Source organism: Ideonella sp. FW305-24, assembly GCF_058788035.1.
Genome location: NZ_JBYTAI010000001.1, coordinates 722438 through 748315 on the forward strand (window position 1 = coordinate 722438; position 25878 = coordinate 748315).

A 25878-nucleotide genomic window follows, 5' to 3' on the forward strand; every position below is an offset into this window, starting at 1 on the left:
CCCTCATGAACCCGCGCCAAAATCTGCTGACCCTTGAAGACTGGCGATCCGCCTACGCTGCAGGCGCTCAACCCCAAGCCCTGCTGGGTGAGCTGCTCGGCCGGCTGTCGCCCACCGACCCGGCCTGGATTGCCCGGCTGGACCAAGCCGGCCTGCAGACGGAGCTGGCCCGGCTGGCCACGCTGGACCCGGCCAAGGCGCCGCTCTGGGGCGTGCCGTTTGCCGCCAAGGACAACATCGACGCCGCCGGCTGGCCGACCACCGCCGCCTGCCCGGCCGCCGCCTACCAGCCCACGGCGGACGCCAGCGTGGTGGCCCGGCTGCGCGCGGCCGGCGCGGTGCTGGTCGGCAAGACCAACCTGGACCAGTTCGCGACCGGGCTGGTCGGCACACGCTCGCCGTTTGGCGAAGTGCCCAACACCTTCGATGCGGACTACGTCAGCGGTGGTTCCAGCTCCGGCTCGGCCAGCGTGGTGGCGCGCGGCATCGTGCCGTTTGCACTGGGCACCGACACGGCAGGCTCGGGCCGCGTGCCGGCCGGCTTCAACAACCTGGTCGGCTGGAAGCCCACGCCGCACCGCCTGGGCATGCAAGGCGTGCTGCCGGCCTGCAAGAGCCTGGACGTGGTCTCGGTCTTTGCGCTGACGCTGGGCGACGCCGGCGAGGTTGCCGCGCTGATCGACGGCCCGGACGATGGCAGCCCCCTGCCCGCCCCGCCGCTGCGCCCGGCCTGGCTGCCGGAAAAGCCGCGCATGGGCGTGCCGATGCCGCCCGAGCTGGACACGGTGCTGGGTTACGACGCCCCCTGGCGCCAGGCCGAAGGCCGCGCCCGCGCGCTGGGCGCCGAGCTGGTGCCGCTGGACTTCACGCCACTGTTCGAGGTGGCGGCGCTGCTCTACCAGGGCCCGTGGGTGGCCGAGCGCTATGCCGCAGTGCGCGAGCTGATCGAACGCAGCCCGGAGGTGATGGACCCCACGGTGCTGGAGGTGATCAGCCAGGCTCGCCGCTTCAGCGCGGCCGATGCCTTCGACGGCCGCTACAAGCTCGAAGCGCTGGCGCGCGCCATCGCGCCGATGTGGCAAAAGGTCGACGCGCTGATGGTGCCAACCGCCCCCACGCACCCGACGCTGGCGGAGGTGACCGAGCAGCCGGTGGCGCGCAACAGCGCACTGGGCCGCTATACCAACTTCGTCAATCTGCTGGGCATGGCCGCACTCGCGCTGCCCGGCGGCTTCACCGCCGCCGGCCTGCCGTTTGGCGTGACCTGGATCGCGCCCGGCGGAGCCGACGCCGCGCTGGCCGACTGGGGCCGGCGCTGGGAGCAGGCCCGGCTGGCCGAGGGCGACATGGTGCTGGGTGCGCGCCTGCGACTGGCTTCGCCTTCCGACACGATGCTGCGTCAACTGCCGGCCAGCACGCCGACATTGGCGCTGGCCGTCGTCGGTGCGCACCTGCAAGGCTTGCCGCTGCATTACCAGCTTCGCGAGCGCGGCTGCCGGCTGCTTGCGCGCACCCACAGTTCGCCACACTACCGGCTGCACGCGCTGCCAGGCACCGTGCCGCCCAAGCCGGCGCTGGCCCGTGTGGGCGCCGGCGAGGCGGGTCATGCCATCGAGCTGGAGGTCTACGAAATGCCGCTGGAGCAGGTCGGATCGCTGCTGGCGCTGATCCCGCCGCCGCTGGGCCTGGGCTCGGTCGAGCTGGAAGACGGCCGCTGGGTCAAGGGCTTCATCTGCGAGCCCGCGCCGCTGGCGGACGCGCCAGACATCAGCGAACACGGCGGCTGGCGCGCCTACCTGGCCAGCCGAGCCCTGGCCGGCACCAACACATGAGCTTCACCAACGAAGCCGTTGATCGGCAGGACGTGCTGGCCGAAGTCACCGCCTGCTTCCATGCCTACGAAGCGGCCTTCATGGCCAACGACCTGCCCACGCTGATCGGCTTCTTCTGGCAGGACGAGCGCCTGACCCGCTACGGCGTGGCCGACCGCCAACTGGGCCACGCCGAACAGGCGGCCTACCGCCACAGCGTGCCCACGCCCAGCTTCACCCGCCAACTGGAGAACCTGCGCATCAGCAGCTTCGGGCCGGACACGGCCGTTGCACTGGTCGAGTTCGTGCGCAGCGACTCTTCGCTGCGCGGCTTCCAGAGCCAGACCTGGGCGCGGATGCCAGAAGGTTGGCGCATCGTCAGCGCCCATGTCAGCATGATCCCCTGGCCGCCCACGTAACATGACCATCGTCATGAAGTCGTCGCCAGTTCCCGTTGAATCAGAAACGTCTGTCGAGGCCGCGCCGCTGAGCCTCGCCGAACAGGCCTACCGCCAGGTCAAAGCGCTGATCTTCGACTTCAGCCTGATGCCGGGCGACCGCTTCAGCGAGTCCGACCTGACCGGCCGCGTGCTGGTCAGCCGCACGCCGCTGCGCCAGGCGCTGCAGCGGCTGGAGCGCGAAGGTTTCCTGCAGGTCTTTCCGAAGCTGGGTTGGCAGGTCGCGCCGCTGGACTTCGATGCGTTCGACGAGCTGTATGACCTGCGCGTGCTGCTCGAATGCCACGCAGTCGCCAAGCTCTGCGAAGCCGAAGACAGACCGCAACTGGCGGCACTGGCCGCCGTCTGGCTGCAACCAGACATCGAGCGCACCGAAGACCCGACAGCGGTGCGCGACCTGGACGAAGGCTTCCACCGCGGGCTGGTGGAAGGCAGCGCCAACCGCGCGATGCTGCGCGTGCACGGCGAGATCACCGACCGCATCCGCATCATCCGCCGGCTGGACTTCACCAAGCCAGCCCGCGTAGAAGCCACCTACGACGAACACGCGCGCATCCTGCGCGCCATCACCCGCCGCCGCTCGGACGAAGCCCAACGCCTGCTGCGGGCGCACATCGAGCAGAGCAAGCTCGAAGTGCGGCACATCACGCTGGACATGCTCTACAAGGCGCGGCAGAAGGATTGAAAGGCGCAGCCGCTCTTGCACCTGTTTGCCAGCGCTTTGCGCCAGCGCAGTGTCGAGACAAGGGGGAAGGCCGACAATCGATGGGTCGCCACCTTTCCCTGGAAAGCCATGCAACAGCCATCCACCACCCGCTACGACGTCCTCAGCCAGGTGTTTCACTGGGTCACGGCGATCGTGGTGACGATTGCCTTCATCCTCGGCCCAGGCGGATTCGGGCGACTGATGCACCAGGGCGTGGACCCCGCCACGCGCAGCGACATCGTCTGGCACGAGTCGCTGGGCATCCTGGTGCTGGTGCTGACCACGCTGCGCCTGATCTGGGTGGCTGTGCGGCCGGCCGCGCCGCAGGTGCCCATGGCCAGCTGGATGAAGCGGTCAGCCAAGCTGGGCCACCTGGCCCTGTGGACCTTGCTGCTGGCATTGCCGCTGACGGCCTTGCTGGCACTGGGCAGCGAAGGCCACCCGCTGACGCTGCTGGGCGGTGTGCGGGTCGACCACCTGCCGTTCATTGCCGATTCAGGCCTTGGCGAACTGGCCGACTGGGGCGATGTGCACGGCTTGCTGGGAGACGTGATCATGTGGATCGCCGGCCTGCACGCCGCCGCCGCCTTGTTCCATCACTTCGTGCTCAAGGACACGGTGCTGCTGGCCATGTTGCCCCGCCACAAGCGGCGCTGAATGCCCTGCGGCAAGCGGGTGCTCGGACTCGCCGCATGCAGCCGCTCCTCCCCCTTGCGGCCGCGCGGGCAGCTCCGTGATCTCGGTTTCGCGCTTCTGCACCAGGATCTGGTCAGGCGCGTACTTGCCCTTGATGACGCTGCCGGCGCCAATCACGCAGTTGTCGCCAATCACCGTGCCGCGCAGGATCACCGTGTTGGCGCCGACCCAGACGTTGTCGCCAATGACGATGGGGGACGTCTTGAATGTCGATTTTCCCAGGCCTCCTGCAGGACGGGCTGAGCGGTCATGGTCATGGTCGTACACCATCACGTTCGGCCCGAATTGCACGCCCTTGCCGATGCGGATGCTTTCGTGGCTGACGATCATGCAGCCGTGATTCATGTACGAGTGCTCGCCAATCGACACCTTGGCATGACCGCGCACCCGGATTCTCGAACCGCCTCGAATCTTCACGCCCCAACCCAGCGCAAGGCTGGCTTGCCTGCCGAGGTCGATTTCGGCAAACGGCGAAACCACGCTCCAACGGGTGAATTGGAAACCCTTCACATGGAAGAGCTTGAGGATGCAAAACCTGAGCAGCGAATAAGCGACGCACATCGCCCCCCGAATGTATTTTTTCATCTGCGGCTTTCCTGCCTACTTTCCAGCCCATGCGCCGCCGAACGATCCCGCCCCACCGGCCCAGGCCTTGCCGCCTGCGCTGGCGCATCTGTCTCGCTGGCAAGGCCTTGCTGCACAGACTCGTGCCAACGCTGGAACCACGCCTCGGCGCCAACGTCTAGCTTGACGGCACAGGCGCTGCGCCTTGCCGCGCGGCGGCCGGCAGTGTGTATCAGGCGGTGTCAAAGTCGCGGCGGCTGCGACAGCCTGGCTTCCGCGGGGGCGTGGCGGAAAACCCTGCGTTGCCTCGCTATCGCCTGCGGAAGGCAGCGAACACGATGCAAGGACGACACCACTGCCGAAAACGCATCAGTTTCAGCTTGATACAGCGAGGCAGACCTGACCGCCGGCCTCAACCCGGATGCCGCAGATCCTCCACCCACTGCTGCACCTCTGGCGGCGGAGGCGGTGTCAGCAGGCTGACGACGATGGTGACCAGGAAGCCGAAGGGCACGCCGAAGACGCCGGCGGAGATGGGCTGGATGTCCCACCACAGCCCCGCTGGCGCGGTGATGCCGAACAGGCCGCGCAGCCAAGGGTGGGTGGCGGCCATGTAGCCGAAGCACAGCAGCAGGCCGGCCAGCATGCCGGCCGAGGCACCCCAGCGGTTGGCGCGGCGCCAGAAGAAGCCAAGCACCAGCGCGGGAAAGAAGGCCGACGCGGCGAGCGAAAACGCGGCCGAGACCAGGAACAGGATGTTGGCCGGCTTTTGCGCGGCGACGCTGGCCGCTGCCAGCGCCACCACCAGCAGCAGCAGCTTGGACAACATGACCCGGCGCGCGGTGCCGGCCTGCGGGTCCAGCACCTTGTGGTACAGGTCGTGCGAGAGCGCGTTCGAGATCGTGAGCAACAGGCCGTCTGCCGTGGACAGCGCTGCGGCCAGGCCGCCGGCCGCCACCATGCCGGAGATGACGTATGGCAGCCCGGCGATTTCGGGCGTGGCCAGCATGATGATGTCGCCGCCGATCTTCAGTTCGGCCAGCTGCAGCACGCGGTCGTGGTTGATGTCCACCACCGACAGCAGGCCGGGGTCGACCCGGTTCCAGTTGGCGATCCAGGCCGGCAAGGCATCGAACGAGGTGCCGACCAGGTGGGTGAAGATTTCGAACTTGACCATCACCGCCAGCGCCGGCGCGGTCAGGTACAGCAGCAGGATGAAGAACAGCGACCAGGCGACCGACTGGCGCGCCTCCCGCACCGAAGGCGTGGTGTAAGAGCGGGTGAGGATGTGCGGCAGGCCGGCGGTGCCCAGCATCAGGCAGAAGACCAGCGCGAGGAAGTTGCGGCGCGAGGCTTCGAAGGCGTGTTGCTGCTCGGGCGTGCCGTCCGGGTCGCCAGCGAACTGGGCGGCATGGTCCGGCATGCCGGCCAGCGGGCGGGCACGGGCCTCCAGCGCCTCGCGCCCGGCACGCCAGCCCACGATGGCGCTGGCCTCGTCCTTGGGCAAGGCGGCCATCTCGCGCTCGGCCGCCTGGACCTGGTATTGCGGCGCGTCGGCCTTCTGCAGTGCGGCAATGCGCTGGCGCGCTTCGGCCCGCTCGCTGGCCAGGGCTTCGGTGGCGTGCAGCTGCTTGTCGCCCAGCTCGTTGGCCCGGGCGTGGAAAGCCTGGATGGCGGACAGCTCGGCCGGGTCCGACTTCAGCCGTGCCTCGGCTTCGGCCACCTTCTGCAACTGCTGGCCGTAGACCGCCTGCGGAAACGGCACGCCGGTCTGCTTGACGCTGAGCCAGACGACCGGCACCAGGTAGGCCAGCAGCAGCACGATGTATTGCGCGACCTGGGTCCAGGTCACCGCCCGCATGCCGCCCAGGAAAGAGCAGACCAGGATGCCGCCCAGGCCGAGGAACACGCCGATCTCGAACGAGGCAATGTGCGTCAACCGGGTGGTGATGAGACCGACGCCGTAGATCTGCGCCACCACGTAGACAAAGGAACACAGCACCGCCGCGCCCACGCCGATCAGCCTCGGCAGGTGGCCCTGGTAGCGCGCACCGAGGAAATCCGGAATGGTGTACTGGCCGAACTTGCGCAGGTAAGGTGCCATCAGCAGCGCCACCAGGCAGAAGCCGCCGGTCCAGCCCAGCACGTAGGCCAGGCCCTCGAAGCCGGTCAGGTACAAGGTGCCGGCCAGGCCGATGAAGGAGGCGGCGCTCATCCAGTCCGCCGCGGTGGCCATGCCGTTGTAGACCGCCGGCACGCGGCGGCCGGCCACGTAGTACTCGGCCGGGTCTGTCGTGCGGCAGACCACGCCGATGACGGCATAGACCACCACCGGCGCGGCCAGGAACACGAAACCGATGTACTGGCGCGGCATGCCCAGCCGCTCCAGCACGCCCATGCCCAGCACAAACAGCACGAAGCAGAGCGCAAAGCCGAAATAGATCGCGTGCAGCCGGTGGCGCGCCCGCCGGCCGACGTGCGGCTCAGATGGGTTCATCGCGGCTCATCGAAACCATGCGCTTCGTCGATGCTCGGCGTCAGCAGCGCGAACACCACCACCAGCAGCAGGTAGACCAGCATCGCGCCCTGCGCGGCCATCCAGAAGCTGAACGGCCAGCCGAAGAAGCCGAAATTCAGGCTGCGTGCATGCCAGGGCAACACGAAGCTGACGAGCGCCCACACCACCAGCAGCGCCAGCGTCAGGCGCCGGGTGCTGCGCCAATGCCGGCGCGCTCGCTCAGGCAGCGGCGCTGCCGCGGCGGGGGCGCGGCGCTCGGACTCGCGGGGTGGTGTCATGGGCAAGAAAACGGCGATACGACCTGGCATGAGGGGCGCCATTCGGCGGCCCCGAAAGGATTGTCAGGTCAATCCCGCCACCGAATGCCCGACTGCGGCCGCCCTCCAGGCCGGGATATACCCCGAGCAAAGCGCCCGCCGTGAGAAAATGTGGGGTTTGGACAAGATAGAAGACAAGGATCCGTCATGGACATCGAACGCATCAATGCCATTGGCAACTCGCTGGCCGACCTGACCCAGCGCACCCTCGATCTACGGGGGTATCTTTGACTACGATCGCAAAGCACTGCGGTTGAACGAAGTCAACGCCACGCTGGAGAACCCCAACATCTGGAACGACCCCAAGCGGGCGCAGGAGTTGGGCAAGGAAAAGAAGCAGCTCGACGAAGTGGTCGGCACCATCGACCACCTGACCAGCAATCTCTCGGACAACACCGAGCTGTACGACATGTCCAAGGCCGACGAGGACCTGGACGGGCTGCTGGCCATCGAGGCCGACGCCGACAAGCTGCGCGAAGTGGTCGAAGGCCTCGAGTTCCGCCGCATGTTCTCGAACCCCGCCGACCCGAGCAACTGCTTCATCGACATCCAGGCCGGCGCTGGCGGCACCGAAGCCTGCGACTGGGCCGGCATGCTGCTGCGCCAATACCTGAAGTACTGCGAACGCAAGGGCTTCAAGACGACGATGGAAGACGAAACGCCGGGCGACATCGCCGGCATCAAGAGCGCCACCATCAAGGTCGAAGGCGAGTATGCGTTTGGCCACCTGCGCACCGAAACCGGCGTGCACCGCCTGGTGCGCAAGAGCCCGTTCGACTCGGCCGGCGGCCGCCACACCAGCTTCGCCTCGCTGTTCGTCTACCCGGAAGTGGATGACTCGATCGAGATCGACATCAACCCGTCCGATGTGCGCACCGACACCTTCCGCGCTTCGGGCGCTGGCGGCCAGCACATCAACAAGACCGACTCCGCGGTGCGGCTGACGCACATCCCGACCGGCATCGTCGTGCAGTGCCAGGACGGCCGCAGCCAGCACAGCAACCGCGACGTGGCCTGGAAGCGCCTGCGCTCGCGGCTGTACGACTTCGAAATGCGCAAGCGCATGGAAGAGCAGCAGAAGCTGGAAGACACCAAGACCGATGTCGGCTGGGGCCACCAGATCCGCAGCTATGTGCTGGACCAGAGCCGCATCAAGGACCTGCGCACCAACGTCGAAGTCTCGGCCACCCAGAAGGTGCTGGACGGCGACCTGGACGGCTTCATTGCCGCCAGCCTCAAGCAAGGCCTTTGAGCCTTGCCGCGCCCCTGAACCGACCGAACCCGACTGACCTGACCTGACGCCGGCCCGCGGGCCGGCGCCTGGGCCGGGGCGGACAGCCCACCCGGCCAACCGCACCCGGCGCCCACGCCGAAAACAACTGAACCCACGAGGACGCCCAACATCATGATGCGTGAAGGCACTGCCCCCCTGATCCGCCGCGAAGACTACCTGGCCCCGGCCTACTGGATCCGCCGCGCGGACCTGTGCTTCGACCTGGATGCCACCAAGACCATCGTCTCGAGCAAGCTGACCATCGAGCGCAACACCACGCAGGACGTGCAGCCGCTGAAGCTGCACGGCGAAGACCTGAACCTGCTGCGCGTGCTGGTCGACGGCCAAAGCGTCTCGTTCCGCCAGGAGGGCGCGCTGCTGATCATCGACGCCCCGGCGGCCGATGCCTTCACGCTGGAGATCCGCAACACGGTTTCGCCCGAGAAGAACACCCAGCTGAGCGGGCTGTACGCCTCCGGCGGCGGGCTCTACACCCAGTGCGAGGCCGAGGGCTTCCGCCGCATCACCTTCTTCCAGGACCGGCCGGACGTGATGGCCGTCTACACCGTCACGCTGCGCGGCGACAAGAAGAAGTACCCGGTGCTGCTGTCCAACGGCAACCTGGTCGAGCAAGGCGAACTGGACGCAGGCCGCCACTATGCCAAGTGGCACGACCCGTTCCCCAAGCCCAGCTACCTGTTCGCGATCGTTGCGGCCAACCTGGTGGCGCGCGAGCAATGGGTGCGCACCCGCTCGGGCAAGGACCACCTGCTGCAGATCTTCGTCAAGCGCGGTGACCTGGACAAGACCGAACACGCGATGAACTCGCTGATCGCCTCCATCGTCTGGGACGAGGCCCGCTTCAAGCTGCCGCTGGACCTGGAGCGCTTCATGATCGTCGCGGTCGACGACTTCAACATGGGCGCGATGGAGAACAAGGGCCTGAACCTGTTCAACACCAAGTTCGTGCTGGCCAGCACCGCCACTGCGACCGACGTCGACTTCGACGGCATCGAAAGCGTGGTCGCCCACGAATACTTCCACAACTGGACCGGCAACCGCATCACCTGCCGCGACTGGTTCCAGCTGTCGTTGAAAGAAGGCCTCACCGTCTTCCGCGACCAGGAATTCTCGATGGACATGGCCGGCAGCGCGTCCGCCCGCGCGGTGCGCCGCATCGGCGACGTGCGCACGCTGCGCGAGCGCCAGTTCCCTGAAGACGGCGGCCCGATGGCCCACCCGGTGCGCCCGGACGTCTACCAGGCGATCGACAACTTCTACACCGCCACCGTCTACGAAAAAGGCGCCGAGCTGGTGCGCATGATGCACACCCTCGTCGGCCGCGAAGGCTTTGCCGCCGGCATGGGCCTGTACTTCGAACGCCATGACGGCCAGGCCGTGACCTGCGACGAATTCGCCCAGGCCATGGCCGATGCCAACCCGCACAGCGCGCTGGCCCAGCACCTGGACGTGTTCAAGCGCTGGTATGCCCAGGCTGGCACGCCGCGCCTGGTCGCGCACTGCGAGAGCGACGCGGAAAGCGGCCGCTACACGCTGCGCCTGTCGCAGTCCAACACGCCTTCCGCCGGCCAGCCCTACAAGCAGCCCAACCTGCTGCCCATCGCCATCGGCCTGCTGGACCGCAACGGCCAGCCGCTGCAGCTGCAACTGGAAGGCGAAGATGCACCCGCCGGCACCGAGCGCGTGCTGGTGATGACCGAGGCCGAGCAGAGCTTCACCTTCGTCGGCCTGCCGACCGCTGACGTCGTGCCCTCGCTGCTGCGCGGCTTCTCGGCCCCGGTGCTGCTGAAGGACGGCCTGTCCGACGCCGACCTGCTGGTGCTGATGGCGCACGACACCGATGCCTTCAACCGCTGGGAAGCCGCCCAGCGCCTGGGTGTCAACGCGCTGCGCGCCGCGCTGGCCCACGACGACACGCCCGTGCTGGACGCGGCCTTCGTCGAAGCCTTGCGCACGCTGCTGCGCGACCCTTCTCTGGACCCGGCGTTCAAGGAACTGGCGCTCACGCTGCCGTCCGAAATCTACGTGGCCGACCTGGTCGAGAACATCGACCCGCAGCGCCTGCACGCCGCTCGGGAAGCCATGCTGGACCAGTTGGCCAGCGCGCTGCAGGCCGACTGGGCCTGGGCCTTCGAGCACTACCAGGTGCGCGGCGGCTACCTGCCGAACGCCGAGCAGAGCGGCCAACGCGCGCTGACCAACCTGGCGCTGGCCATGCTGGTGCGCCATGCCGTGGCCAGTGGCGACAACGTCTGGCCCGGCCGCGCCTACCAGCGCTTCAAGGACGCCAGCAACATGACCGACCGCCTGGGCGCCATCGAGGCGCTGGTCAACGCCCATGCCGAACTGGCCACGCCTGCGCTGGAGCGCATGCACGCCCTGTTCAAGGACGAGGCCCTGGTGCTGGACAAGTGGTTTGCACTGCAGGGCCGCGCAGCCGAGCGCGGCGGCAAGGTCTTCGCCCGCATCAAGCAGCTGATGCAGCACCCGGACTTCACGCTGGGCAACCCGAACCGCGCACGCGCGCTGCTGTTCTCGTTGACCGCCATGAACCCGGCCGCCTTCCACCGCACCGACGCGGCAGGCTACGTGTTCTGGGCTGACCGCGTGATCGAGCTGGACGCCATCAACCCGCAGCTGGCCTCGCGCTTCGCCCGCGGCCTGGACCGCTGGCGCAACCTGGCCGAGCCGTACCGCAGCGCCGCGCGCGAAGCGATCGCCCGCGTGGCCGCCAAGCCCGAGTTGAGCGGCGACACGCGCGAGATCATCGACCGCGCCCTGCAGGATTAGGAATGGAACACCCGGCTGCGGCGTACCGCAGCCACCCTCCGAGAGGGTGCTCAGGCCGCTTGGGACGGCCCGGCGCTGGCCTGAGCTTCTCGGCGGTCACGGTTTTTACATCAGGAGGAATCCAATGAGTCAACGTGTCAGCCTGACCCAATACCTGGTCGAGCAGCAGCGGGAGCACGGGCACATCCCGGCGCAACTGCGGCTCTTGATCGAGGTGGTGGCCCGCGCGTGCAAGCGCATCGCGATCTCGGTCAACAAGGGCGCGCTCGGCGAAGTGCTGGGCACGGCCGGTTCCGAGAACGTGCAGGGCGAGGTGCAGAAGAAGCTCGACATCATCTCCAACGAGGTGTTGATCGAGGCCAACGAATGGGGCGGCCACCTGGCCGGCATGGCGTCCGAAGAGATGGACTCCATCCACGTGGTGCCCAACCGCTACCCGCAGGGCGAGTACCTACTGATGTTCGACCCGCTGGACGGCTCCAGCAACATCGACGTCAATGTCTCCATCGGCACCATCTTCTCGGTGCTGCGCAAGACCGACACCCAGCGCGGCGTCAGCGAGGAAGACTTCCTGCAGGCTGGCAGCCAGCAAGCGGCAGCCGGCTACTGCGTCTATGGCCCGCAGACCACGCTGGTGCTGACGGTCGGAGACGGCGTGGCCATGTTCACGCTGGACCGCGAGCAAGGTTCCTGGGTGCTGACCGAGGAGAACGTGCAGATCCCGGAAGACACCAAGGAATTCGCGATCAACATGTCCAACATGCGGCACTGGGACACGCCGGTGAAGCGCTACATCGACGAATGCCTGGCCGGCAAGACGGGCCCGCGCGGCAAGGACTTCAACATGCGCTGGATCGCCTCCATGGTGGCCGACGTACACCGCATCCTGTGCCGCGGCGGCATCTTCATGTACCCCTGGGACCAGCGCGAGCCGGACAAGCCCGGCAAGCTGCGCATGCTCTACGAAGCCAACCCGATGAGCTTCCTGATCGAGCAGGCCGGCGGCATGTCGACCAACGGCCGCCAGCGCATCCTGGACCTGAAGCCGGGCAAGCTGCACGAACGCGTCAGCGTCGTGCTGGGCTCGAAGAACGAAGTGCAGCGCGTGACCGACTACCACCTGCAGCACGACGCCGAGAAGGCCAAGGGCTGAACCCACCGCAGCCCCGCATGCCGCGATGAACACCGACTTCATCTATTGGACGTTCACGGCGGCAGCGCAGTGCGTGTCGACCTTCGTCGCCCTGCTGCTGACCGGCTACGCGCTGGTGCTGTCGCAGATCGAGTCGGCACGGGACCGCGACGACTCGCTGCAGGACATCCATGACGCGCTGCGCATGTCCTACCACAGCCGCCTGACCTGGCTGGCCTGGTTGACGGCCATCGCGGTCGTGCTGAGCCTGCTGGTGGTCTGGGTGAACCGGGCCAACATCCCGCCGCCGGACGCGCTGATGGGTGGTGCCGCGTTCATGGACACGCTGGCCATCGTGGCCGGCCTGGCCTTCGTGGTCACCATCATCGACCCGCGCAAATACCAGAAGGCGGCAGAGCGCGAACTGGAGCAGCAGGCGCAGCTCAAGGAAGGCGAGGACGCCGCCAACCGCACGCCCTCGACCGAGTTCTTCCGCGTCTACCGAAAGCTGGAGCGCTCCCTGCGTGACCTGGCCATGCGCCAGGGCATGGAAGAAGCGCCCACCGAAGGCCGCAGAGGCAGCGCAGCCGGCAGCCTGCGCCAGGTGGCGGAAACCTTGATCCAGCACGAGGTGATCAGCGAAGAGCTCTACAGCGAACTGCAGCAGATCATCAAGTACCGCAACCTGCTGTTCCACGGCCATGTGAAAGAGGCGAATTTCGCGATGGTCGAACGGGCCCGCCATGCCACCGGCAAGCTGAAAGCCGCCGCCAAGCACGCCGACCATCCCGCTCGAACCGAGACCAACTGATCAGCCCAGGCCCAGGCCCACTTCGATCAGCCCGCACAGCAAATGGCCCAGGAACATCTGGGCTTCCTGCTGGTGAACCTGCGCCGCTGCCGGTGTCAACAGGCTCAGGTGGCAAGCCTGCTGCAAGGCCAGGTTGTCCGGCCCCAGCAAGCCAAGAATGGACAAGCCCTCCTCGCGCGCTGCCTGCACCGCATTGAGCAGCAGCGTGGGTGCGCCAGCAGCCGCCGGCTCCACCGAAGTGCTCAGCGCCAGCAAGGCATCCCCCGGCCGGCCGAGCCCACGCACCTGCCTGGCATACAGGTCCAGGCCGTCGCCGTCGCCCCAGGGCACGCCGTCGGCCGACAAAGCCAGCACCGCCAACGGTCGCCGCCCTCGCGCCGAGCGCCCTGCCAGCCGGCCCGCCAGGTAGCGCGCCAGCGGCACCGAGGCACCCTGCCCGCACAGCAGCAGCTTGCCGCCGGCCGACAGGCAGGCCGTCAGCCGCTCGGCCATCTCCGCCAGCGGCGCAGCCTGCGCTTCGAGTTGATCGAACACCGCGCGGTGCGCGGCCAGGGCCTGCGCCATGGCCACGGCGCCGCTGCCTGCCGCTTCGGCAGACCCGGTGGAAAACGCCAGCGGTTCAGTCAGCAAGGTCATGTTGCGATCCCCCAAGGGCTGCAGCACGCAGGCGCCGATGCGACGCCCGCGCATGACTGCAATCCTTGTTTTCGCCCGCATGGTGACAAAGCCTGAGCGCGCCAAACCGTGAAAAAGCACCGCTTGGCCCTGTCTTTCATTTGCTTGCACCTGAGCGGCAGGCGCGGCGGGGCTCATTTCCTCACCGCGCCGCAGCCCCAAATTTTCCGGGCCCAAACGATTCAAGCGCTCAAAAATGCCTGCTAGAATTCTGGTTTTCGCCGGTGTAGCTCAGTTGGTAGAGCAGCTCATTCGTAATGAGAAGGTCGAGGGTTCGACTCCTTTCTCCGGCACCATCTCAAGGAAAAAGCCGACGCCAAGCGTCGGCTTTTTTCATTGCCGAAGCCGCTGGTTTGCGATCCGCACGATGGCGGCCAGACTGCGCTGCACGTCCGCGCCGGTGGTCGCCCAGGAGCACACACTGATGCGCATCGCCGCGTGGCCCTGCCACTGCGTGAGGCCACACCAGCAGGTGCCGTCAGCCTGCAATGCCTCGATCACGTCACGCGTGACCTGTGCATCGCCGAAGCTCACCAGCACCTGATTCAACACGACCTCGTTGAGCACCGCGAAACCGGCGCCGCGCAGGCCCTGAGCGAAGGCACGCGCGTGGGCGCAGCAACGCTCGACCAACGCCGCCACGCCGCTGCGGCCGAGTGCGGACAAAGCGGCCCACACGTCCACGCCGCGCGCGCGCCGCGACAGTTCTGGCGTGAAGTCGGACGGCGTCCAGGCATCGTCCGTCGTGGGCAGGTAGGCCGCGGTCACCGACATCGCAGCGCGCAGTGCGTTCGCGTCGCGCACGAACACGAGCCCGCTGTCGTAGGGCACGTTCAGCCACTTGTGCGCATCGGTGGCCCAGGAGTCTGCCTGATCCACGCCCATGCAAAGCTGGCGCAGCGTCGGCGCGGCTTGTGCCCAAAGGCCGAAGGCGCCATCCACGTGGACCCACGCACCGTCGCGGTGGGCCTGCTCGCACAGCGCGGCGAACGGATCGAAGGCACCGGTGTTGACGTTGCCCGCCTGCACACAAACGATGCTCGGCCCGGTCAGCCGCGGCAGGCGCTCGGCCCGCATGCGCCCTTGGCCATCCACCGGCACCGTGACGACCCGGCTGCGGCCCAGCCCGAGCACACCCAAGGCCTTGAACAGCGTCGGGTGGGCCTCGGCGCCGACGACGACCGTGATCGGCGGCGCGCCGAACAGGCCGTTGGCCTCGACGTCCCAGCCGGCGCGCTCGAGCACGGCGTGGCGCGCGGCCGCCAGCGCGCACAGGTTGCCCATGGTCGTGCCGCTGACGAAGGCGCCCGCCGCATCGAGGGGCAGGCCGAGCAGTTCGCGCAGCCAGCGCAGTGCAACGAGTTCGAACGCCGCCGTCGCGGGGGCGCCGGTCGGATTGGCCGAGTTCTGGTCCCAGGCGGTGGCCAGCCAGTTGGCGGCGACGGTGACCGGGAGTGCGCCGCCGACGACAAAGCCGAAGAAGCGACCGCCGGCGCTCGCCATCGTGGCCGGCGAACCGAACTCGTCCAGCCGCCGCAGCACGGCATCGGCAGCCTGCGCGTGTTCGTTCAGCGGCTGGTCGAGCTCGGCGAGCCGCGCGACCGCGTCAGCCCCGGGAGCCACCGGGCGTTCGTCCAAGCCTGCAAGATAGTGCGAGGCGCGCAGCGCGGCGTCGTGCAACAGCGGGTTCACGGCGTCGCGCCCGTCGATCTGATCATCCATTGGCCCCAGCGGAGTGCGCCGCGCATGGCGGCCTTGGGGCCCATTCTGGGGGCCGGCGCGCGCGTTCGTCCAGCAGCGAATCAGGCGTAGCGCCGCGCGCTGAGCTCCAGCCCGAGCGGCTTGATCCCGGACGCCCTGCCGGCGCAGCCGAAAGCCTCGAACCGGTCGACGCAGAGCTCGCGTGCGGCGGTCATTGCGTCCTTCAGGAACTTGCGCGGGTCGAACTCGGCGGTGTCTCGGCCCATGGCCCGCCGCATCGCGCCGGTCATCGCCAGGCGGATGTCGGTGTCGATGTTGACCTTGCGCACGCCGTGGCGGATGCCCTCCTGGATTTCTTCGACCGGGACGCCGTAGGTCTCCTTGATCTGGCCACCATGCTCGCGGATGACGGCCAACCATTCCTGCGGGACCGACGAGGAGCCGTGCATCACCAGATGGGTGTTCGGGATGCGCGCATGGATCTGCTTGATGCGATCAATCGCCAGGATGTCGCCGGTCGGCTTGCGGCTGAACTTGTAGGCGCCGTGCGAGGTGCCGATCGCAATCGCCAGTGCATCGACGCCGGTCTGCGCGACGAAGTCGGCCGCCTGCTCGGGGTCGGTCAGCATTTGCTCGTGGGTGAGCTGGCCTTCGGCGCCCGAGCCATCCTCTTCACCCGCCCTGCCCGACTCCAGCGAGCCGAGGCAGCCGAGCTCACCCTCGACGGAGACACCCACGGCATGCGCCATCTCGACGACGCGCCGCGTCACGCCGACGTTGTAGTCGTAGCTTGCCGGCGTCTTCGCGTCTTCCTGCAGCGAGCCGTCCATCATCACGCTGGTGAAGCCGGAGCGCATCGCCTGCATGCAGACCGCCGCGCTCGCGCCGTGATCCTGGTGCAGCACGATGGGGATGTCGGGGTACATCTCGGCTGCGGCCTCGACCATCTTGCGCAGAAAGGGCTCGCCGGCGTATTTGCGTGCGCCAGCCGAGGCCTGCAGGATCACCGGGCTGTCGGTCTTCTGGGCGGCCTGCATGATGGCCTGGATCTGCTCCAGGTTGTTGACGTTGAACGCCGGCACGCCGTACTGGTGCTCGGCGGCATGGTCGAGCAGTTGCCGCAGCGAAATCATGGCCATGTGAAGCTCCTTTGAATGGGTTGGATGCGGGTTCAGCGGTCGGCCAGCGCGGGTGCGGCGTCGGTCGTGCGGCTGGTCTCACCGGCCAGCAGGCTGCGGGCGCGCTGCGCGACCCGATCGGCGGTGATGCCGAACAACCTGAACAGCTCACTTGCCGGTGCCGACTCGCCAAAGCGGTCGATCCCGATCACGTCGCCGTCCTCGCCGACGAACTTCCACCACAGGCCGGTGCTGCCGGCTTCGATGGCGATGCGCACCAGGTGCCGCGGGACGATGTGGCGCCGGTAGGTCGCGTCCTGGCGTTCGAACACGTCCATGCAGGGCACCGACACGACGCGCGCCGCGATGCCGTCGGCCGCAAGCAGTTCGGCCGCCGCCAGCGCCACGCCCACCTCCGAGCCGCTGGCCAGCAGCGCGACGCGCTCGCCGGCCGGCCGCCGCAGCACGTATGCGCCCCGCGCGATCGCGTCCAGCCGCCGCGTGCCGTCGCCCGCATGCGGCAATGCCTGGCGCGTGAGCAGCAGGCAGCCCGGGCCGTCGGTTCGGCGCAGCGTTTCGCGCCATGCCACCGCCGTCTCGGTCGCATCTGCCGGTCGCCACACATCGACGTTCGGAATCAGCCGCAAGCTCGACGCATGCTCCACCGGCTGGTGCGTCGGCCCGTCTTCGCCCAGGCCGATCGAGTCGTGCGTGAACACGTAGACGACCGGCAGCTTCATCAGCGCCGACATGCGCACGCCGTTGCGCGCGTAGTCCGAGAAGGTCAGGAAGGTGCCACCGAATGGCCGGAACCCGCCGTGCAGCATGACGCCGTTCATGATCGCGGCCATGCCGAACTCGCGCACGCCGTAGTGCACGTGATTGCCGGTGCCCTGGCCCTTCAGCGGCCGGTGCCCCTTCCAGTCGGTGAGGTTGGAGCCGGTGAGATCGGCCGATCCTCCGAGCAGCTCCGGTGTGGCGGGCCCGACCTCCTGCAGCACGTCTTGCGAGGCCTTGCGCGTGGCAACGTTGGCGCGCAGGCGTTCAGCGTCGGCGCACGCGGTGGCCAGGGCCGCTTCGGTTTCCTCGGAAAGCCCGGCAGCCGGCCGTGTGCGGCGCAGCAGCTCGCGGGCAAGGTCGGGGTAAGCGCGCTCGTAGGCCGCGAAGCGCTCACGCCATTCGCCATGCGCAGCCGCACCGCGCGCCAGCGCCGACCATGCCTGCGCGACCGGTGCCGGGATTTCGAACGGCGCGGCCGTCCAGCCCAGGGCCTCGCGCGTCAGCGCGATTTCGGCCGCACCCAAGGCCTCGCCGTGCGCCTTGGCGGTGCCGGCGCGATTCGGCGAGCCCTGGCCGATGCGCGTGCGGCAGCAGATCAGCACCGGCTTCTCGGATGCATGGGCCGCGGCGATGGCGCGGTCCAGCGCGTCGAAGTCGTGGCCATCGACGGCACGGATCACGGTCCAGCCGTAGGCTTCGAAGCGCCCCGGCGTGTCGTCGCCGAACCAGCCCTTCACGTCGCCGTCGATCGAGATGCCGTTGTCATCGTAGAACGCGACCAGCTTGCGCAAGCCCCAGGTGCCGGCCAGCGAGCAGGCTTCGTGGCTGAGGCCTTCCATCAGGCAGCCGTCTCCCAGGAACACATAGGTGCGGTGGTCGACCACCGCGTGCCCCGGGCGGTTGAACTCGTCGGCCAGCAGCTTCTCGGCGAGCGCCATGCCAACCGCGTTGGCAATGCCCTGGCCGAGCGGCCCGGTCGTGGTCTCGACGCCGGGCGTGACGCCGACCTCGGGGTGGCCTGGGGTGAGCGAGTGCAATTGGCGAAAGCGCTTGAGTTCGGCCATCGGCAAGGCATGGCCGCTGAGGTGCAGCAGCGCGTACAGCAGCATCGAGCCGTGGCCGTTGGAGACGACGAAGCGGTCACGGTCCATCCATTGCGGGTCGGCAGGGTCGTGCTTCAGGTGGTGGCGCCACAGCGCTTCGGCGATGTCGGCCATGCCCATGGGCATGCCGGGATGGCCGGAATTCGCGGCCTGCACGGCGTCCATGGCCAACACGCGAAGTGCGTTGGCACAGGTCGCGCGAAGTGCGTTGGCACCGGATGCGTCGGAAGTCGGATTCATGGTCATGTTCATGGCAGCGTCCGGTCAGTGGGAGAGCAGCTTCTTGCGCCGCTCGACGAGGCGCATGATCATTGGCGTGAAGATCAGCTGCATCGCCAGCTCCATCTTTCCGCCCGGCACGACCAGCGTGTTGGCACGCGACATGAACGAGTCGTGCAGCATGCTCAGCAGGTAGGGCATGTCGATGCCCTTGGGGTCCGAGAAGCGGATCACGACCAGGCTCTCATCGGCGGTCGGGATGGTGCGCGCGATGAACGGGTCGGAGGTGTCCACCACCGGCACGCGCTGGAAGTTGATGTGGGTGCGCGTGAACTGCGGGCAGATGTAGTGCACGTACTCGTGCATGCGGCGCAGGATCACGTCGGTCACCGCCTCGGTCGAGTAGCCGCGCGTGCTCTTGTCGCGATGGATCTTCTGGATCCATTCGAGGTTGATCACCGGCACGACGCCGATCAGCAGGTCGGCCAGGCGCGCTACGTCCACCTTGTCGGTGGTCACGCCGCCGTGCAGTCCCTCGTAGAACAGCAATTCGCTGGGCGGCAGCGGCGCCCACGGGGTGAAGGTGCCGGGCGGCTGTTTGAAGGGCGCGGCTTCTTCTTCGTTGTGCAGGTACTTGCGACTGGTGCCAGTGCCGCTTTCGGCATAAGCCGCAAACAAGGCCTCGAGTTCCTTGAACAGGTTCGCGTCCTCACCGAAATGGCTGAAGTGCGGCCGGTTCTGCTTCTCGGCCTCGGCCATCGCGACCTTCATCGCAGCGCGGTCGTAGCGATGGAAGCTGTCGCCCTCGACGACGGCCGCGGCCACGCCTTCGCGGCGGAAGATGTTCTCGAAAGTTCGCGTCACCGAGGTGGTGCCGGCACCGGACGAACCGGTGATCGCAATGATGGGGTGCTTGGCAGACATGGTGGTTCCTAAACGGCGGCAGCGAAAAGCCCGCGCCTGCCGAACAGCGGCGCGTCGAAGGCCTCGGGCGGCTCGTCGCGGTGGTAGCCCTCGATGCGCTCGACCTCCTGCTTCGAACCGAAGATGAAGCCGATTCGCTGGTGCAAGGCCTCCGGCTGCACCGCCATCAGCCGCTCGCGCCCGGTACTCGCGGCGCCACCCGCCTGCTCGATCAGGAAGGAGATGGGGCTTGCCTCGTAGAGCAGCCGGAGCCGGCCGGCGCGCGCCGGGTCCTTGCGGTCGCGCGGGTACAGGAACACCCCGCCGCGCATCAGGATGCGGTGCGTCTCGGCCACCAGCGAGGCGATCCAGCGCATGTTGAAGTCGGCATCGCGCGGCCCCGTCTGGCCGGCCATGCATTCGTCGACGTAGCGCTTCACGGCGGGCTCCCAGAAGCGGCTGTTCGATGCGTTGATGGCGAACTCGCGCGTGCTCTCGGGGATCTGCAGGTCCGGGTGGCTGAGCACCCATTCGCCCAGCATCGGGTCGAGGGTGAAGGCGTGCGTGCCACGGCCCAGCGTGAGCACCAGCATCGTCGTCGGGCCGTAGATCGCATAGCCCGCGCCGACCTGCTCGGTGCCGGGCTGCAGGAAGTCCTGCGGTTGCGGGTCCTGCCCCGGCGTGGCGGCACGCAGGATCGAGAAAATGCTGCCCACCGACACGTTGACGTCGATGTTGGAAGAGCCGTCCAGCGGGTCGAACAGCAGCAGGTACTTGCCGCGCGGGTGCTGGGGCGGCAGCAGGTACGGCTCCTCCATCTCTTCGGACACCATGCCGGCGAGTTGGCCGCCCCATTCGGTCGCGCGGATGAAGAGCGCGTTGCTGAGCACGTCCATGGCCTTCTGTTCTTCGCCCTGGACATTGATGCTGGCCGTGGTGTCGACTTCGTTGCCAAGCGCACCGGCCAGTGCACCGAAGGCCACCTTGCGGGCAATCGCCTTGCAGGCCAGCGAGACGTCGGTGATCAGCGCATTCAGGTCGCCGGTGGCGCCCGGGTGTCGACGGCGTTCGTCGATCAGGAACTGGGTGAGTGTGGGTCTTCCTCCGGTGGGCATCGCGGTCTCCTTTTTCAATGTGATGTGTCGGCACCGATGGGCATCGCCAGCCGGTGCAGCAAGTCTTGCGGTGTTGCGAGCCGCCACAGATCGGCGGGCAGCTGCGTCGGTGCGTGGCCGTAGCCCCAGCCGGCCCATGCTGCGGCGCTGCCGGCGGCCAGCGCAGCTGCGATGTCGACCGCCGCGTCGCCCACCATCAGCAAGCGCTGCGGCGCCACGCCAAGCCCGCGCGCGGCCTGCTGCAGCAGCAGCGGCGACGGCTTGCGCTGCGAAGGCGTGTCGGCGCCATGCACCGCGGCGAAGGTCGCAAGCAGGCCAGCCTCGTGGAGCACGGCGCGGGCCAGTGGCGTCGGCTTGTTGGTGATGACGACCAGCGGACGCTGCGCGGCCAATTCACCGATCACCGCGAGAATCCCGTCGAAGACCACGCTGCCCGCCATCGGCGCACGCAAGGTGGCGGCATCGAAGCCGCGCCGCAACCGGGCCGCGAGCTCGTAGCTGTCGTGGGGCGCGAGCGCATCGTTGGCCAGCGCACGCGCGATCAAGGCGTCCGGTCCGTCGCCGATCCACGCACGAACGGTGTCCAGCGGGAAGCTGGGCAAGCCCTGGTCGGCCAGTGCCGCGTTGAGCGCGTGGGCGATGCCGCCGGCGCTGTCGACCAAGGTGCCGTCGAGATCGAAGGCGATCGCGTCGAAGCGCTTCATCGCCGTGCCGCCCCGGCGCCGTCGCGCAGCGCTGCGATCGCGCGGTGGTAGTCACCGGCACCGAACACGGCCGAGCCGGCCACCAAGGTGTCGGCACCAGCTTCGGTGACCCGCCGCACGTTGGCGGCGTTCACGCCGCCATCGACCTCGAGCCAGATGTCGCGCCCGGTCGCCTCGATGCGGCGGCGCACCGCTTCGATCTTCGGCAGCACGTGGTCAATGAAGGTCTGGCCGCCAAAGCCGGGGTTGACGGACATCAGCAGCACCAGGTCGAGCTGCTCCAGCGTATGGCCCAGCCAGTGCAGCGGCGTCGCCGGGTTCAGCACCAGCCCGGCCTTCACCCCGAGTGACCGGATCAGCTGCAGCGTGCGGTCCACATGCTCGCTGGCCTCGGGGTGGAACGAGATGATGGATGCCCCCGCCTGCGCAAACAACGGGATCAGCGCGTCGACCGGCTTGACCATCAGGTGCACGTCGATCGGCACGGGCTGGTCGCCGCGCCGGCAATACGGCTTGATCGCCTGACACACCATCGGACCCATCGTCAGATTCGGCACGTAGTGGTTGTCCATCACGTCGAAATGGATCAGGTCGGCGCCGGCTTCGATGACAGCCGTGACCTCGGCGCCGAGACGCGCGAAGTCGGCCGACAACAGGCTGGGCGCGATGCGGATCGTCTGGTTCATGCAAACCTTCCTTCGTAAAGCAAATCGACGGCATTCGGCATTCGCGGCGGGCACGCCAGCTGCTGCAATTCGCCCAGGCTCAGCCAGGCGTGCATTCCCAGCGCCGTTCCCGGTTCGGCCGGCAGCGGGTGCTGCGGATCGCCCAGATGCGGCAGCACCAGGCCGGCAGCGGAGAAGTCCCCGCCTGCTGTCCAGAAGGTCGGCGTCACCACCGTCCACAGGCCGGCACCGACGGCAGCGCGCAGGCCGTTCGGCGAGTCCTCGAAGGCGACGGCGCGGTCGGCACCCATGCCGAGCGTCGCAAGCACGAGACGGTAGATGTCGGGCGCGGGTTTCTTCGCAGGCACCTGGTCGCCGCAGGCGATCACGGCAAACATTTCCAGCCCGCGCGTACCAAACGCGGACTGCAGCAGTGCGTCGACGTTGACCGCGGTGGTGGTGGTGGCGATCGCGAGCCTGCAGCCCGCCGCCAGCGCCTCTTCGAGCAGCCTGGCCACGCCGTCCCGCAAGGGCACGCCGCCCTGGCGCACGGCGGCGCTGTAGAACTCGGTCTTGTCGGCGTGGATCTCGGGCACTCGCGCCATCAGGTGCTGGCGCAAGGCGGTGCTCACCGGCAGGGACTGGATGTACGAGGTGATGCGCTCCTTCCCGCCCGTCACCGACAGCAGGCGGCGGTACTCGGCGCGCGTCCAGCTCCAGCCCAGCCGGTGGCGTTCGAAGGCGAGGTTAAAGGCAAGGCGGTGCGCCTCCTCGGTGTCGGCCAGCGTCCCGTCGACGTCAAAGATCAGCGCTTCGATGGTCATGCCCGCTCCTCCGGCGACGTCACCGCACTGGCATCGAAAACACGGCTCGCGAGGATGTCCTCGGCCTGCAAGGTGGCGAGCTGCTCGCGCGACAAGGCCTCGGTCGAGCCGAACAGACGGGTCGCGTGGCGCAGCCGGATGCGGTCCAGCGCATTGCGGATCGAGCGTGCATTCGCGAAATGCGGCTGCTGCTTGCGCAAGGCCACGTAGCGCGCAAACGCCGGCTCGGCCGAGGCGTCGAAGTGGTAGTTGAGCTGGGTCAGCATCAGCTGCGTGATCTGCATCAGCTCGGCCTGGCTGTAGTCGGGGAAGTCGATGTGGTGCGCAATGCGCGAGGCCATTCCCGGGTTGCTGCCGAAGAAGGTGTCCATGCGGTTCTTGTAGCCGGCCAGGATCACGACCAGGTCGTCACGCTGGTTCTCCATCACCTGCAGCAGGATCTCGATCGCCTCCTGCCCATAGTCGCGCTCGTTCTCGGGGCGGTAGAGGTAGTAGGCCTCGTCGATGAAAAGCACGCCGCCCATGGCCTTCTTCAGCACTTCCTTGGTCTTGGGCGCCGTGTGGCCAATGAACTGGCCGACCAGGTCATCGCGCGTCACCGCCACCAGGTGGCCTTTGCGCACATAGCCGAGCTGCTTCAACACCTCGGCCATGCGCATCGCGACCGTTGTCTTGCCAGTGCCGGGGTTGCCGGTGAAGCACATGTGCAGCGACGGCTTGGTGGCCTGCAGGCCCTGTTCGGCGCGGAGCTTGTCGATCAGCAGCAGCGCGGCGATGTCGCGGATGCGGCCCTTCACCGGCGCCAGGCCGACGAGTTCCGCGTCCAGCTGGTCGAGCACGGCACGCGCGCCCGAGCTTTCGAGCATCGCAGCCGGTGCCCCTGGCCCGACGCGTACGTCGGCCGGCCCCACCAGGGGACGCGGGCCGGCTTGGGGCGGCCCGGCGCTCGGCCCGCCGACGGCAAGTGCGGTGTCCATGGCGGCGCTCAGTAACGGGCACCTTCGGGGGCGCGCTGCACCGCGTAGCTCTCGATGCTGTAGCGGATCGTGCGGCCAGGCTCCTCGGTCCGGATCAGGCGGAAGCCGGGTTCTTCCTTGGGCCGGTTCACGATGAAGGACACCACCACCGATTCGGTGCCGTGCGTCGAGTCGAACGCGCTCAGTCGGATGTAGTGGCTCGGAAAAGTGTTGCGGCAGTTGCGCAACTCGAGCATCACGCCGGCGGCGTCCTGGATGTCGAACATCGGGTTGCCGAACATCTCCCAGAAGGTGTTGCGCGGGTGCGGGTCGTCGGTGTACTCGAGGCCGATGGCCCAGCCCTTGGCGAGACAGTGGTCGACCTGTTTGGTGATCTGCTCGTCGCTCAGGTCGGGCAGGAACGAGAAAGTGCCTTGGGTGATTCGCATGCTCGTGCTCTCTTTCGTCGATTCGTCAGGCCACCGAGGCGGTCGGCACGAAGTCCGAGGTGTCGGTCGAGGTGTAGTTGAAGGTGATGTCGCCCCAGGTGTCGAGGGCGGCAGCCAGCGGGGAGCACCACTTGGCCGCGTCGCGCAGGATCTGCGGACCTTCTTCCAAGAGGTTGCGACCTTCGTTGCGCGCCAGCACCATCGCCTCGAGCGCGACGCGATTGGCTGTCGCACCCGCCTGAATGCCCTGCGGATGCCCGATGGTGCCGCCGCCAAACTGCAGCACCACGTCATCGCCGAACAGGTCCAGCAGCTGGTGCATCTGGCCGGCGTGGATGCCACCTGAGGCAACCGGCATCACCTTCTTGATCGCGCCCCAGTCCTGGTCGAAGTACACGCCGCGCGGCAGGTCGACGCTGGTGTGCGTGTCGCGGCAGACGTTGTAGTAGCCCTGCACCGTCATCGGGTCGCCTTCGAGCTTGCCCACCGCCGTGCCGGCATGGATGTGGTCGACGCCCACCAGCCGCATCCACTTCGCGATCACGCGGAAGCTCACGCCATGGTTCTTCTGCCGCGTATAGGTGCCGTGGCCGGCGCGGTGCAGGTGCAGGATCATGTCGTTCTGCCGGCACCAGTGGCTCAGCGACTGGATGCCGGTGTAGCCCACCACCAGGTCGACCATCACGATCACCGAGCCCAGGTCTTTTGCGAACTGGGCGCGACGGTACATCTCTTCCATCGTGCCCGCGGTCACGTTCAGGTAGCTGCCCTTGACCTCGCCGGTCGCGGCGCTGGCCTTGTTGACGGCGTCCATCACAAAGAGGAAGCGGTCACGCCAGTGCATGAAGGGCTGCGAGTTGATGTTCTCGTCGTCCTTCATGAAGTCGAGCCCGCCTTTCAGGCCCTCGTACACGACGCGGCCGTAGTTGCGGCCGGACAGGCCGAGCTTGGGCTTGGTGGTGGCACCCAGCAGCGGACGGCCGAACTTGTCGAGCCGCTCACGCTCGACCACGATGCCGGTCGGCGGGCCGGCAAAGGTCTTCACGTAAGCCACCGGAAACTTCATGTCCTCGAGCCGGGCCGCCTTCAAGGGCTTGAAGCTGAAGACGTTGCCGATGACGGAGGCCGCGACGTTGGTGATCGAGCCCTCCTCGAACAGCGACAAGTCGTAAGCGACATAGCAGAAGAACTGACCCGGAATGCCCGGCACCGGGTCGACGCGGTAGGCCTTGGCGCGGTACATGTCACACGCGGTGAGCCGGTCGGTCCAGACCACGGTCCAGGTTGCGGTGCTCGACTCGCCGGCCACCGCGGCCGCCGCCTCGATCGGGTCCACCCCGTCCTGTGGCGTGATGCGGAACAGCGCCAGGATGTCGGTCTGCTTCGGTTCGTAGTCACCGTCCCAGTAGCCCATCTGCGCGTACTTGAGCACGCCCGCCGAATAACGCTTCTTCGCGTCGGTGATCTGCACTGCGTCTTTCATGTTGCCCATCTGGATTCCCCTGCTGTTGGGTGTGTCGGTGAAAGCTGATGGGTGCAATGTAGGCAGGATCAACGATTTGGAATAAT

At 67.7% G+C, this 25878-nt stretch carries 22 protein-coding genes, 1 tRNA gene and 1 pseudogene; 9 read left to right on the forward strand and 15 right to left on the reverse strand.

Annotated features, from left to right (window positions below; translation table 11 throughout):
• Nucleotides 1–5: 5 nt before the first annotated feature.
• The 4 genes from atzF to AC3WR5_RS03185 all read left to right on the forward strand — a co-directional run bounded on the left by atzF (nt 6) and on the right by AC3WR5_RS03185 (nt 3632).
• Nucleotides 6–1832, forward strand: a complete 1827-nt coding sequence (gene atzF, locus AC3WR5_RS03170) for an allophanate hydrolase (protein ID WP_492481795.1) — start codon at nt 6–8, stop codon at nt 1830–1832.
• Entirely contained in the window at nt 1829–2230 is a 402-nt protein-coding gene (locus AC3WR5_RS03175) for an AtzH-like domain-containing protein (protein WP_141290012.1), read from the forward strand. The genes atzF and AC3WR5_RS03175 overlap by 4 nt, the downstream gene beginning before the upstream one ends.
• 13 nt (nt 2231–2243) lie before the next feature.
• Nucleotides 2244–2954 carry a GntR family transcriptional regulator gene (locus AC3WR5_RS03180; RefSeq protein ID WP_141290015.1) on the forward strand — a complete coding sequence of 237 codons (711 nt, stop codon included), beginning with the start codon at nt 2244–2246 and terminating at the stop codon, nt 2952–2954.
• A 108-nt stretch (nt 2955–3062) separates the two neighbouring features.
• Nucleotides 3063–3632 carry a cytochrome b gene (locus tag AC3WR5_RS03185; protein WP_492481797.1) on the forward strand — a complete coding sequence of 190 codons (570 nt, stop codon included), beginning with the start codon at nt 3063–3065 and terminating at the stop codon, nt 3630–3632.
• A gap of 138 nt (nt 3633–3770) precedes the next feature.
• Here the strand turns inward: AC3WR5_RS03185 and AC3WR5_RS03190 are convergent.
• The 3 genes and pseudogenes from AC3WR5_RS03190 to AC3WR5_RS03200 all read right to left on the reverse strand — a co-directional run.
• Nucleotides 3771–4256: pseudogene (locus AC3WR5_RS03190) on the reverse strand (acyltransferase); the annotation flags it as partial.
• A gap of 391 nt (nt 4257–4647) precedes the next feature.
• The gene (locus tag AC3WR5_RS03195) at nt 4648–6732 is read right to left on the reverse strand and encodes a VC_2705 family sodium/solute symporter (protein ID WP_492481799.1); all 2085 of its coding nucleotides are present in this window, start codon (nt 6730–6732) and stop codon (nt 4648–4650) included.
• Nucleotides 6729–7031, reverse strand: coding sequence for a DUF4212 domain-containing protein (locus tag AC3WR5_RS03200; RefSeq protein WP_492481801.1), 303 nt, complete (start codon nt 7029–7031; stop codon nt 6729–6731). Before AC3WR5_RS03200 ends, AC3WR5_RS03195 begins: the two co-directional genes overlap by 4 nt.
• A 186-nt stretch (nt 7032–7217) precedes the next feature.
• On the opposite strand from AC3WR5_RS03200, the gene prfB reads away from it, so the two are divergent.
• The 4 genes from prfB to AC3WR5_RS03220 all read left to right on the forward strand — a co-directional run bounded on the left by prfB (nt 7218) and on the right by AC3WR5_RS03220 (nt 13097).
• Nucleotides 7218–8322 (forward strand): peptide chain release factor 2 gene (prfB, locus tag AC3WR5_RS03205; RefSeq protein WP_141290052.1). Its coding sequence is split into 2 segments (ribosomal slippage): nt 7218–7298 and nt 7300–8322, totalling 1104 coding nucleotides; the frame shifts between segments, so codons are not numbered across the junction.
• A gap of 156 nt (nt 8323–8478) precedes the next feature.
• Nucleotides 8479–11154 carry an aminopeptidase N gene (pepN, locus tag AC3WR5_RS03210; protein WP_492482602.1) on the forward strand — a complete coding sequence of 892 codons (2676 nt, stop codon included), beginning with the start codon at nt 8479–8481 and terminating at the stop codon, nt 11152–11154.
• 124 nt (nt 11155–11278) lie between these two features.
• Nucleotides 11279–12307, forward strand: a complete 1029-nt coding sequence (locus AC3WR5_RS03215) for a class 1 fructose-bisphosphatase (RefSeq protein ID WP_492481803.1) — start codon at nt 11279–11281, stop codon at nt 12305–12307.
• A 25-nt stretch (nt 12308–12332) separates the two neighbouring features.
• Complete coding sequence (locus tag AC3WR5_RS03220; RefSeq protein WP_141291216.1) at nt 12333–13097, forward strand: hypothetical protein; 765 nt, start codon at nt 12333–12335, stop codon at nt 13095–13097.
• Here the strand turns inward: AC3WR5_RS03220 and AC3WR5_RS03225 are convergent, their stop codons facing one another.
• On the reverse strand, nt 13098–13787 hold the full coding sequence (locus AC3WR5_RS03225; protein WP_492481806.1) for a D-sedoheptulose-7-phosphate isomerase: 690 nt from the start codon (nt 13785–13787) through the stop codon (nt 13098–13100).
• Nucleotides 13788–13992: 205 nt separating this feature from the next.
• On the opposite strand from AC3WR5_RS03225, the gene AC3WR5_RS03230 reads away from it, so the two are divergent.
• Nucleotides 13993–14068, forward strand: a tRNA-Thr gene (locus AC3WR5_RS03230).
• A gap of 37 nt (nt 14069–14105) precedes the next feature.
• Here the strand turns inward: AC3WR5_RS03230 and AC3WR5_RS03235 are convergent.
• The 11 genes from AC3WR5_RS03235 to AC3WR5_RS03285 all read right to left on the reverse strand — a co-directional run bounded on the left by AC3WR5_RS03235 (nt 14106) and on the right by AC3WR5_RS03285 (nt 25801).
• Complete coding sequence (locus tag AC3WR5_RS03235; protein WP_492481808.1) at nt 14106–15494, reverse strand: pyridoxal phosphate-dependent decarboxylase family protein; 1389 nt, start codon at nt 15492–15494, stop codon at nt 14106–14108.
• An 80-nt stretch (nt 15495–15574) separates the two neighbouring features.
• The gene (gene fba, locus AC3WR5_RS03240; protein WP_492481810.1) at nt 15575–16612 is read right to left on the reverse strand and encodes a class II fructose-bisphosphate aldolase; all 1038 of its coding nucleotides are present in this window, start codon (nt 16610–16612) and stop codon (nt 15575–15577) included.
• A 32-nt stretch (nt 16613–16644) separates the two neighbouring features.
• On the reverse strand, nt 16645–18714 hold the full coding sequence (gene tkt, locus AC3WR5_RS03245) for a transketolase (protein ID WP_492481812.1): 2070 nt from the start codon (nt 18712–18714) through the stop codon (nt 16645–16647).
• Between the two features lie 24 nt (nt 18715–18738).
• On the reverse strand, nt 18739–19617 hold the full coding sequence (locus tag AC3WR5_RS03250; protein ID WP_141290541.1) for a phosphoribulokinase: 879 nt from the start codon (nt 19615–19617) through the stop codon (nt 18739–18741).
• 8 nt (nt 19618–19625) lie between these two features.
• Entirely contained in the window at nt 19626–20711 is a 1086-nt protein-coding gene (locus AC3WR5_RS03255) for a class 1 fructose-bisphosphatase (RefSeq protein WP_141290539.1), read from the reverse strand.
• Nucleotides 20712–20725: 14 nt separating this feature from the next.
• The gene (locus AC3WR5_RS03260; protein WP_492481814.1) at nt 20726–21415 is read right to left on the reverse strand and encodes an HAD-IA family hydrolase; all 690 of its coding nucleotides are present in this window, start codon (nt 21413–21415) and stop codon (nt 20726–20728) included.
• Nucleotides 21412–22101, reverse strand: a complete 690-nt coding sequence (rpe, locus tag AC3WR5_RS03265) for a ribulose-phosphate 3-epimerase (protein ID WP_141291158.1) — start codon at nt 22099–22101, stop codon at nt 21412–21414. Before rpe ends, AC3WR5_RS03260 begins: the two co-directional genes overlap by 4 nt.
• Nucleotides 22098–22904, reverse strand: coding sequence for an HAD-IA family hydrolase (locus tag AC3WR5_RS03270; protein WP_492481817.1), 807 nt, complete (start codon nt 22902–22904; stop codon nt 22098–22100). Before AC3WR5_RS03270 ends, rpe begins: the two co-directional genes overlap by 4 nt.
• Nucleotides 22901–23770 (reverse strand): CbbX protein, encoded by an 870-nt coding sequence (gene cbbX, locus AC3WR5_RS03275; protein WP_492482604.1) that lies wholly within the window; start codon nt 23768–23770, stop codon nt 22901–22903. The genes AC3WR5_RS03270 and cbbX overlap by 4 nt, the downstream gene beginning before the upstream one ends.
• Before the next feature lie 119 nt (nt 23771–23889).
• Nucleotides 23890–24309 (reverse strand): ribulose bisphosphate carboxylase small subunit, encoded by a 420-nt coding sequence (locus AC3WR5_RS03280; protein WP_141290150.1) that lies wholly within the window; start codon nt 24307–24309, stop codon nt 23890–23892.
• A gap of 25 nt (nt 24310–24334) precedes the next feature.
• On the reverse strand, nt 24335–25801 hold the full coding sequence (locus AC3WR5_RS03285; RefSeq protein ID WP_492481819.1) for a form I ribulose bisphosphate carboxylase large subunit: 1467 nt from the start codon (nt 25799–25801) through the stop codon (nt 24335–24337).
• Between the last annotated feature and the right edge of the window lie 77 nt (nt 25802–25878).

What these genes read in the sequence shown, in the direction of transcription:
- atzF (WP_492481795.1), top strand. Translation starts at nt 6, where the DNA reads ATGAACCCGCGCCAAAATCTGCTGACCCTTGAAGACTGGCGATCCGCC.
- AC3WR5_RS03175 (WP_141290012.1), top strand. Translation starts at nt 1,829, where the DNA reads ATGAGCTTCACCAACGAAGCCGTTGATCGGCAGGACGTGCTGGCCGAA.
- AC3WR5_RS03180 (WP_141290015.1), top strand. Translation starts at nt 2,244, where the DNA reads ATGAAGTCGTCGCCAGTTCCCGTTGAATCAGAAACGTCTGTCGAGGCC.
- AC3WR5_RS03185 (WP_492481797.1), top strand. Translation starts at nt 3,063, where the DNA reads ATGCAACAGCCATCCACCACCCGCTACGACGTCCTCAGCCAGGTGTTT.
- AC3WR5_RS03195 (WP_492481799.1), bottom strand. Translation starts at nt 6,732, where the DNA reads ATGAACCCATCTGAGCCGCACGTCGGCCGGCGGGCGCGCCACCGGCTG.
- AC3WR5_RS03200 (WP_492481801.1), bottom strand. Translation starts at nt 7,031, where the DNA reads ATGACACCACCCCGCGAGTCCGAGCGCCGCGCCCCCGCCGCGGCAGCG.
- pepN (WP_492482602.1), top strand. Translation starts at nt 8,479, where the DNA reads ATGCGTGAAGGCACTGCCCCCCTGATCCGCCGCGAAGACTACCTGGCC.
- AC3WR5_RS03215 (WP_492481803.1), top strand. Translation starts at nt 11,279, where the DNA reads ATGAGTCAACGTGTCAGCCTGACCCAATACCTGGTCGAGCAGCAGCGG.
- AC3WR5_RS03220 (WP_141291216.1), top strand. Translation starts at nt 12,333, where the DNA reads ATGAACACCGACTTCATCTATTGGACGTTCACGGCGGCAGCGCAGTGC.
- AC3WR5_RS03225 (WP_492481806.1), bottom strand. Translation starts at nt 13,787, where the DNA reads ATGCGCGGGCGTCGCATCGGCGCCTGCGTGCTGCAGCCCTTGGGGGAT.
- AC3WR5_RS03235 (WP_492481808.1), bottom strand. Translation starts at nt 15,494, where the DNA reads ATGGATGATCAGATCGACGGGCGCGACGCCGTGAACCCGCTGTTGCAC.
- fba (WP_492481810.1), bottom strand. Translation starts at nt 16,612, where the DNA reads ATGGCCATGATTTCGCTGCGGCAACTGCTCGACCATGCCGCCGAGCAC.
- tkt (WP_492481812.1), bottom strand. Translation starts at nt 18,714, where the DNA reads ATGAATCCGACTTCCGACGCATCCGGTGCCAACGCACTTCGCGCGACC.
- AC3WR5_RS03250 (WP_141290541.1), bottom strand. Translation starts at nt 19,617, where the DNA reads ATGTCTGCCAAGCACCCCATCATTGCGATCACCGGTTCGTCCGGTGCC.
- AC3WR5_RS03255 (WP_141290539.1), bottom strand. Translation starts at nt 20,711, where the DNA reads ATGCCCACCGGAGGAAGACCCACACTCACCCAGTTCCTGATCGACGAA.
- AC3WR5_RS03260 (WP_492481814.1), bottom strand. Translation starts at nt 21,415, where the DNA reads ATGAAGCGCTTCGACGCGATCGCCTTCGATCTCGACGGCACCTTGGTC.
- rpe (WP_141291158.1), bottom strand. Translation starts at nt 22,101, where the DNA reads ATGAACCAGACGATCCGCATCGCGCCCAGCCTGTTGTCGGCCGACTTC.
- AC3WR5_RS03270 (WP_492481817.1), bottom strand. Translation starts at nt 22,904, where the DNA reads ATGACCATCGAAGCGCTGATCTTTGACGTCGACGGGACGCTGGCCGAC.
- cbbX (WP_492482604.1), bottom strand. Translation starts at nt 23,770, where the DNA reads ATGCTCGAAAGCTCGGGCGCGCGTGCCGTGCTCGACCAGCTGGACGCG.
- AC3WR5_RS03280 (WP_141290150.1), bottom strand. Translation starts at nt 24,309, where the DNA reads ATGCGAATCACCCAAGGCACTTTCTCGTTCCTGCCCGACCTGAGCGAC.
- AC3WR5_RS03285 (WP_492481819.1), bottom strand. Translation starts at nt 25,801, where the DNA reads ATGGGCAACATGAAAGACGCAGTGCAGATCACCGACGCGAAGAAGCGT.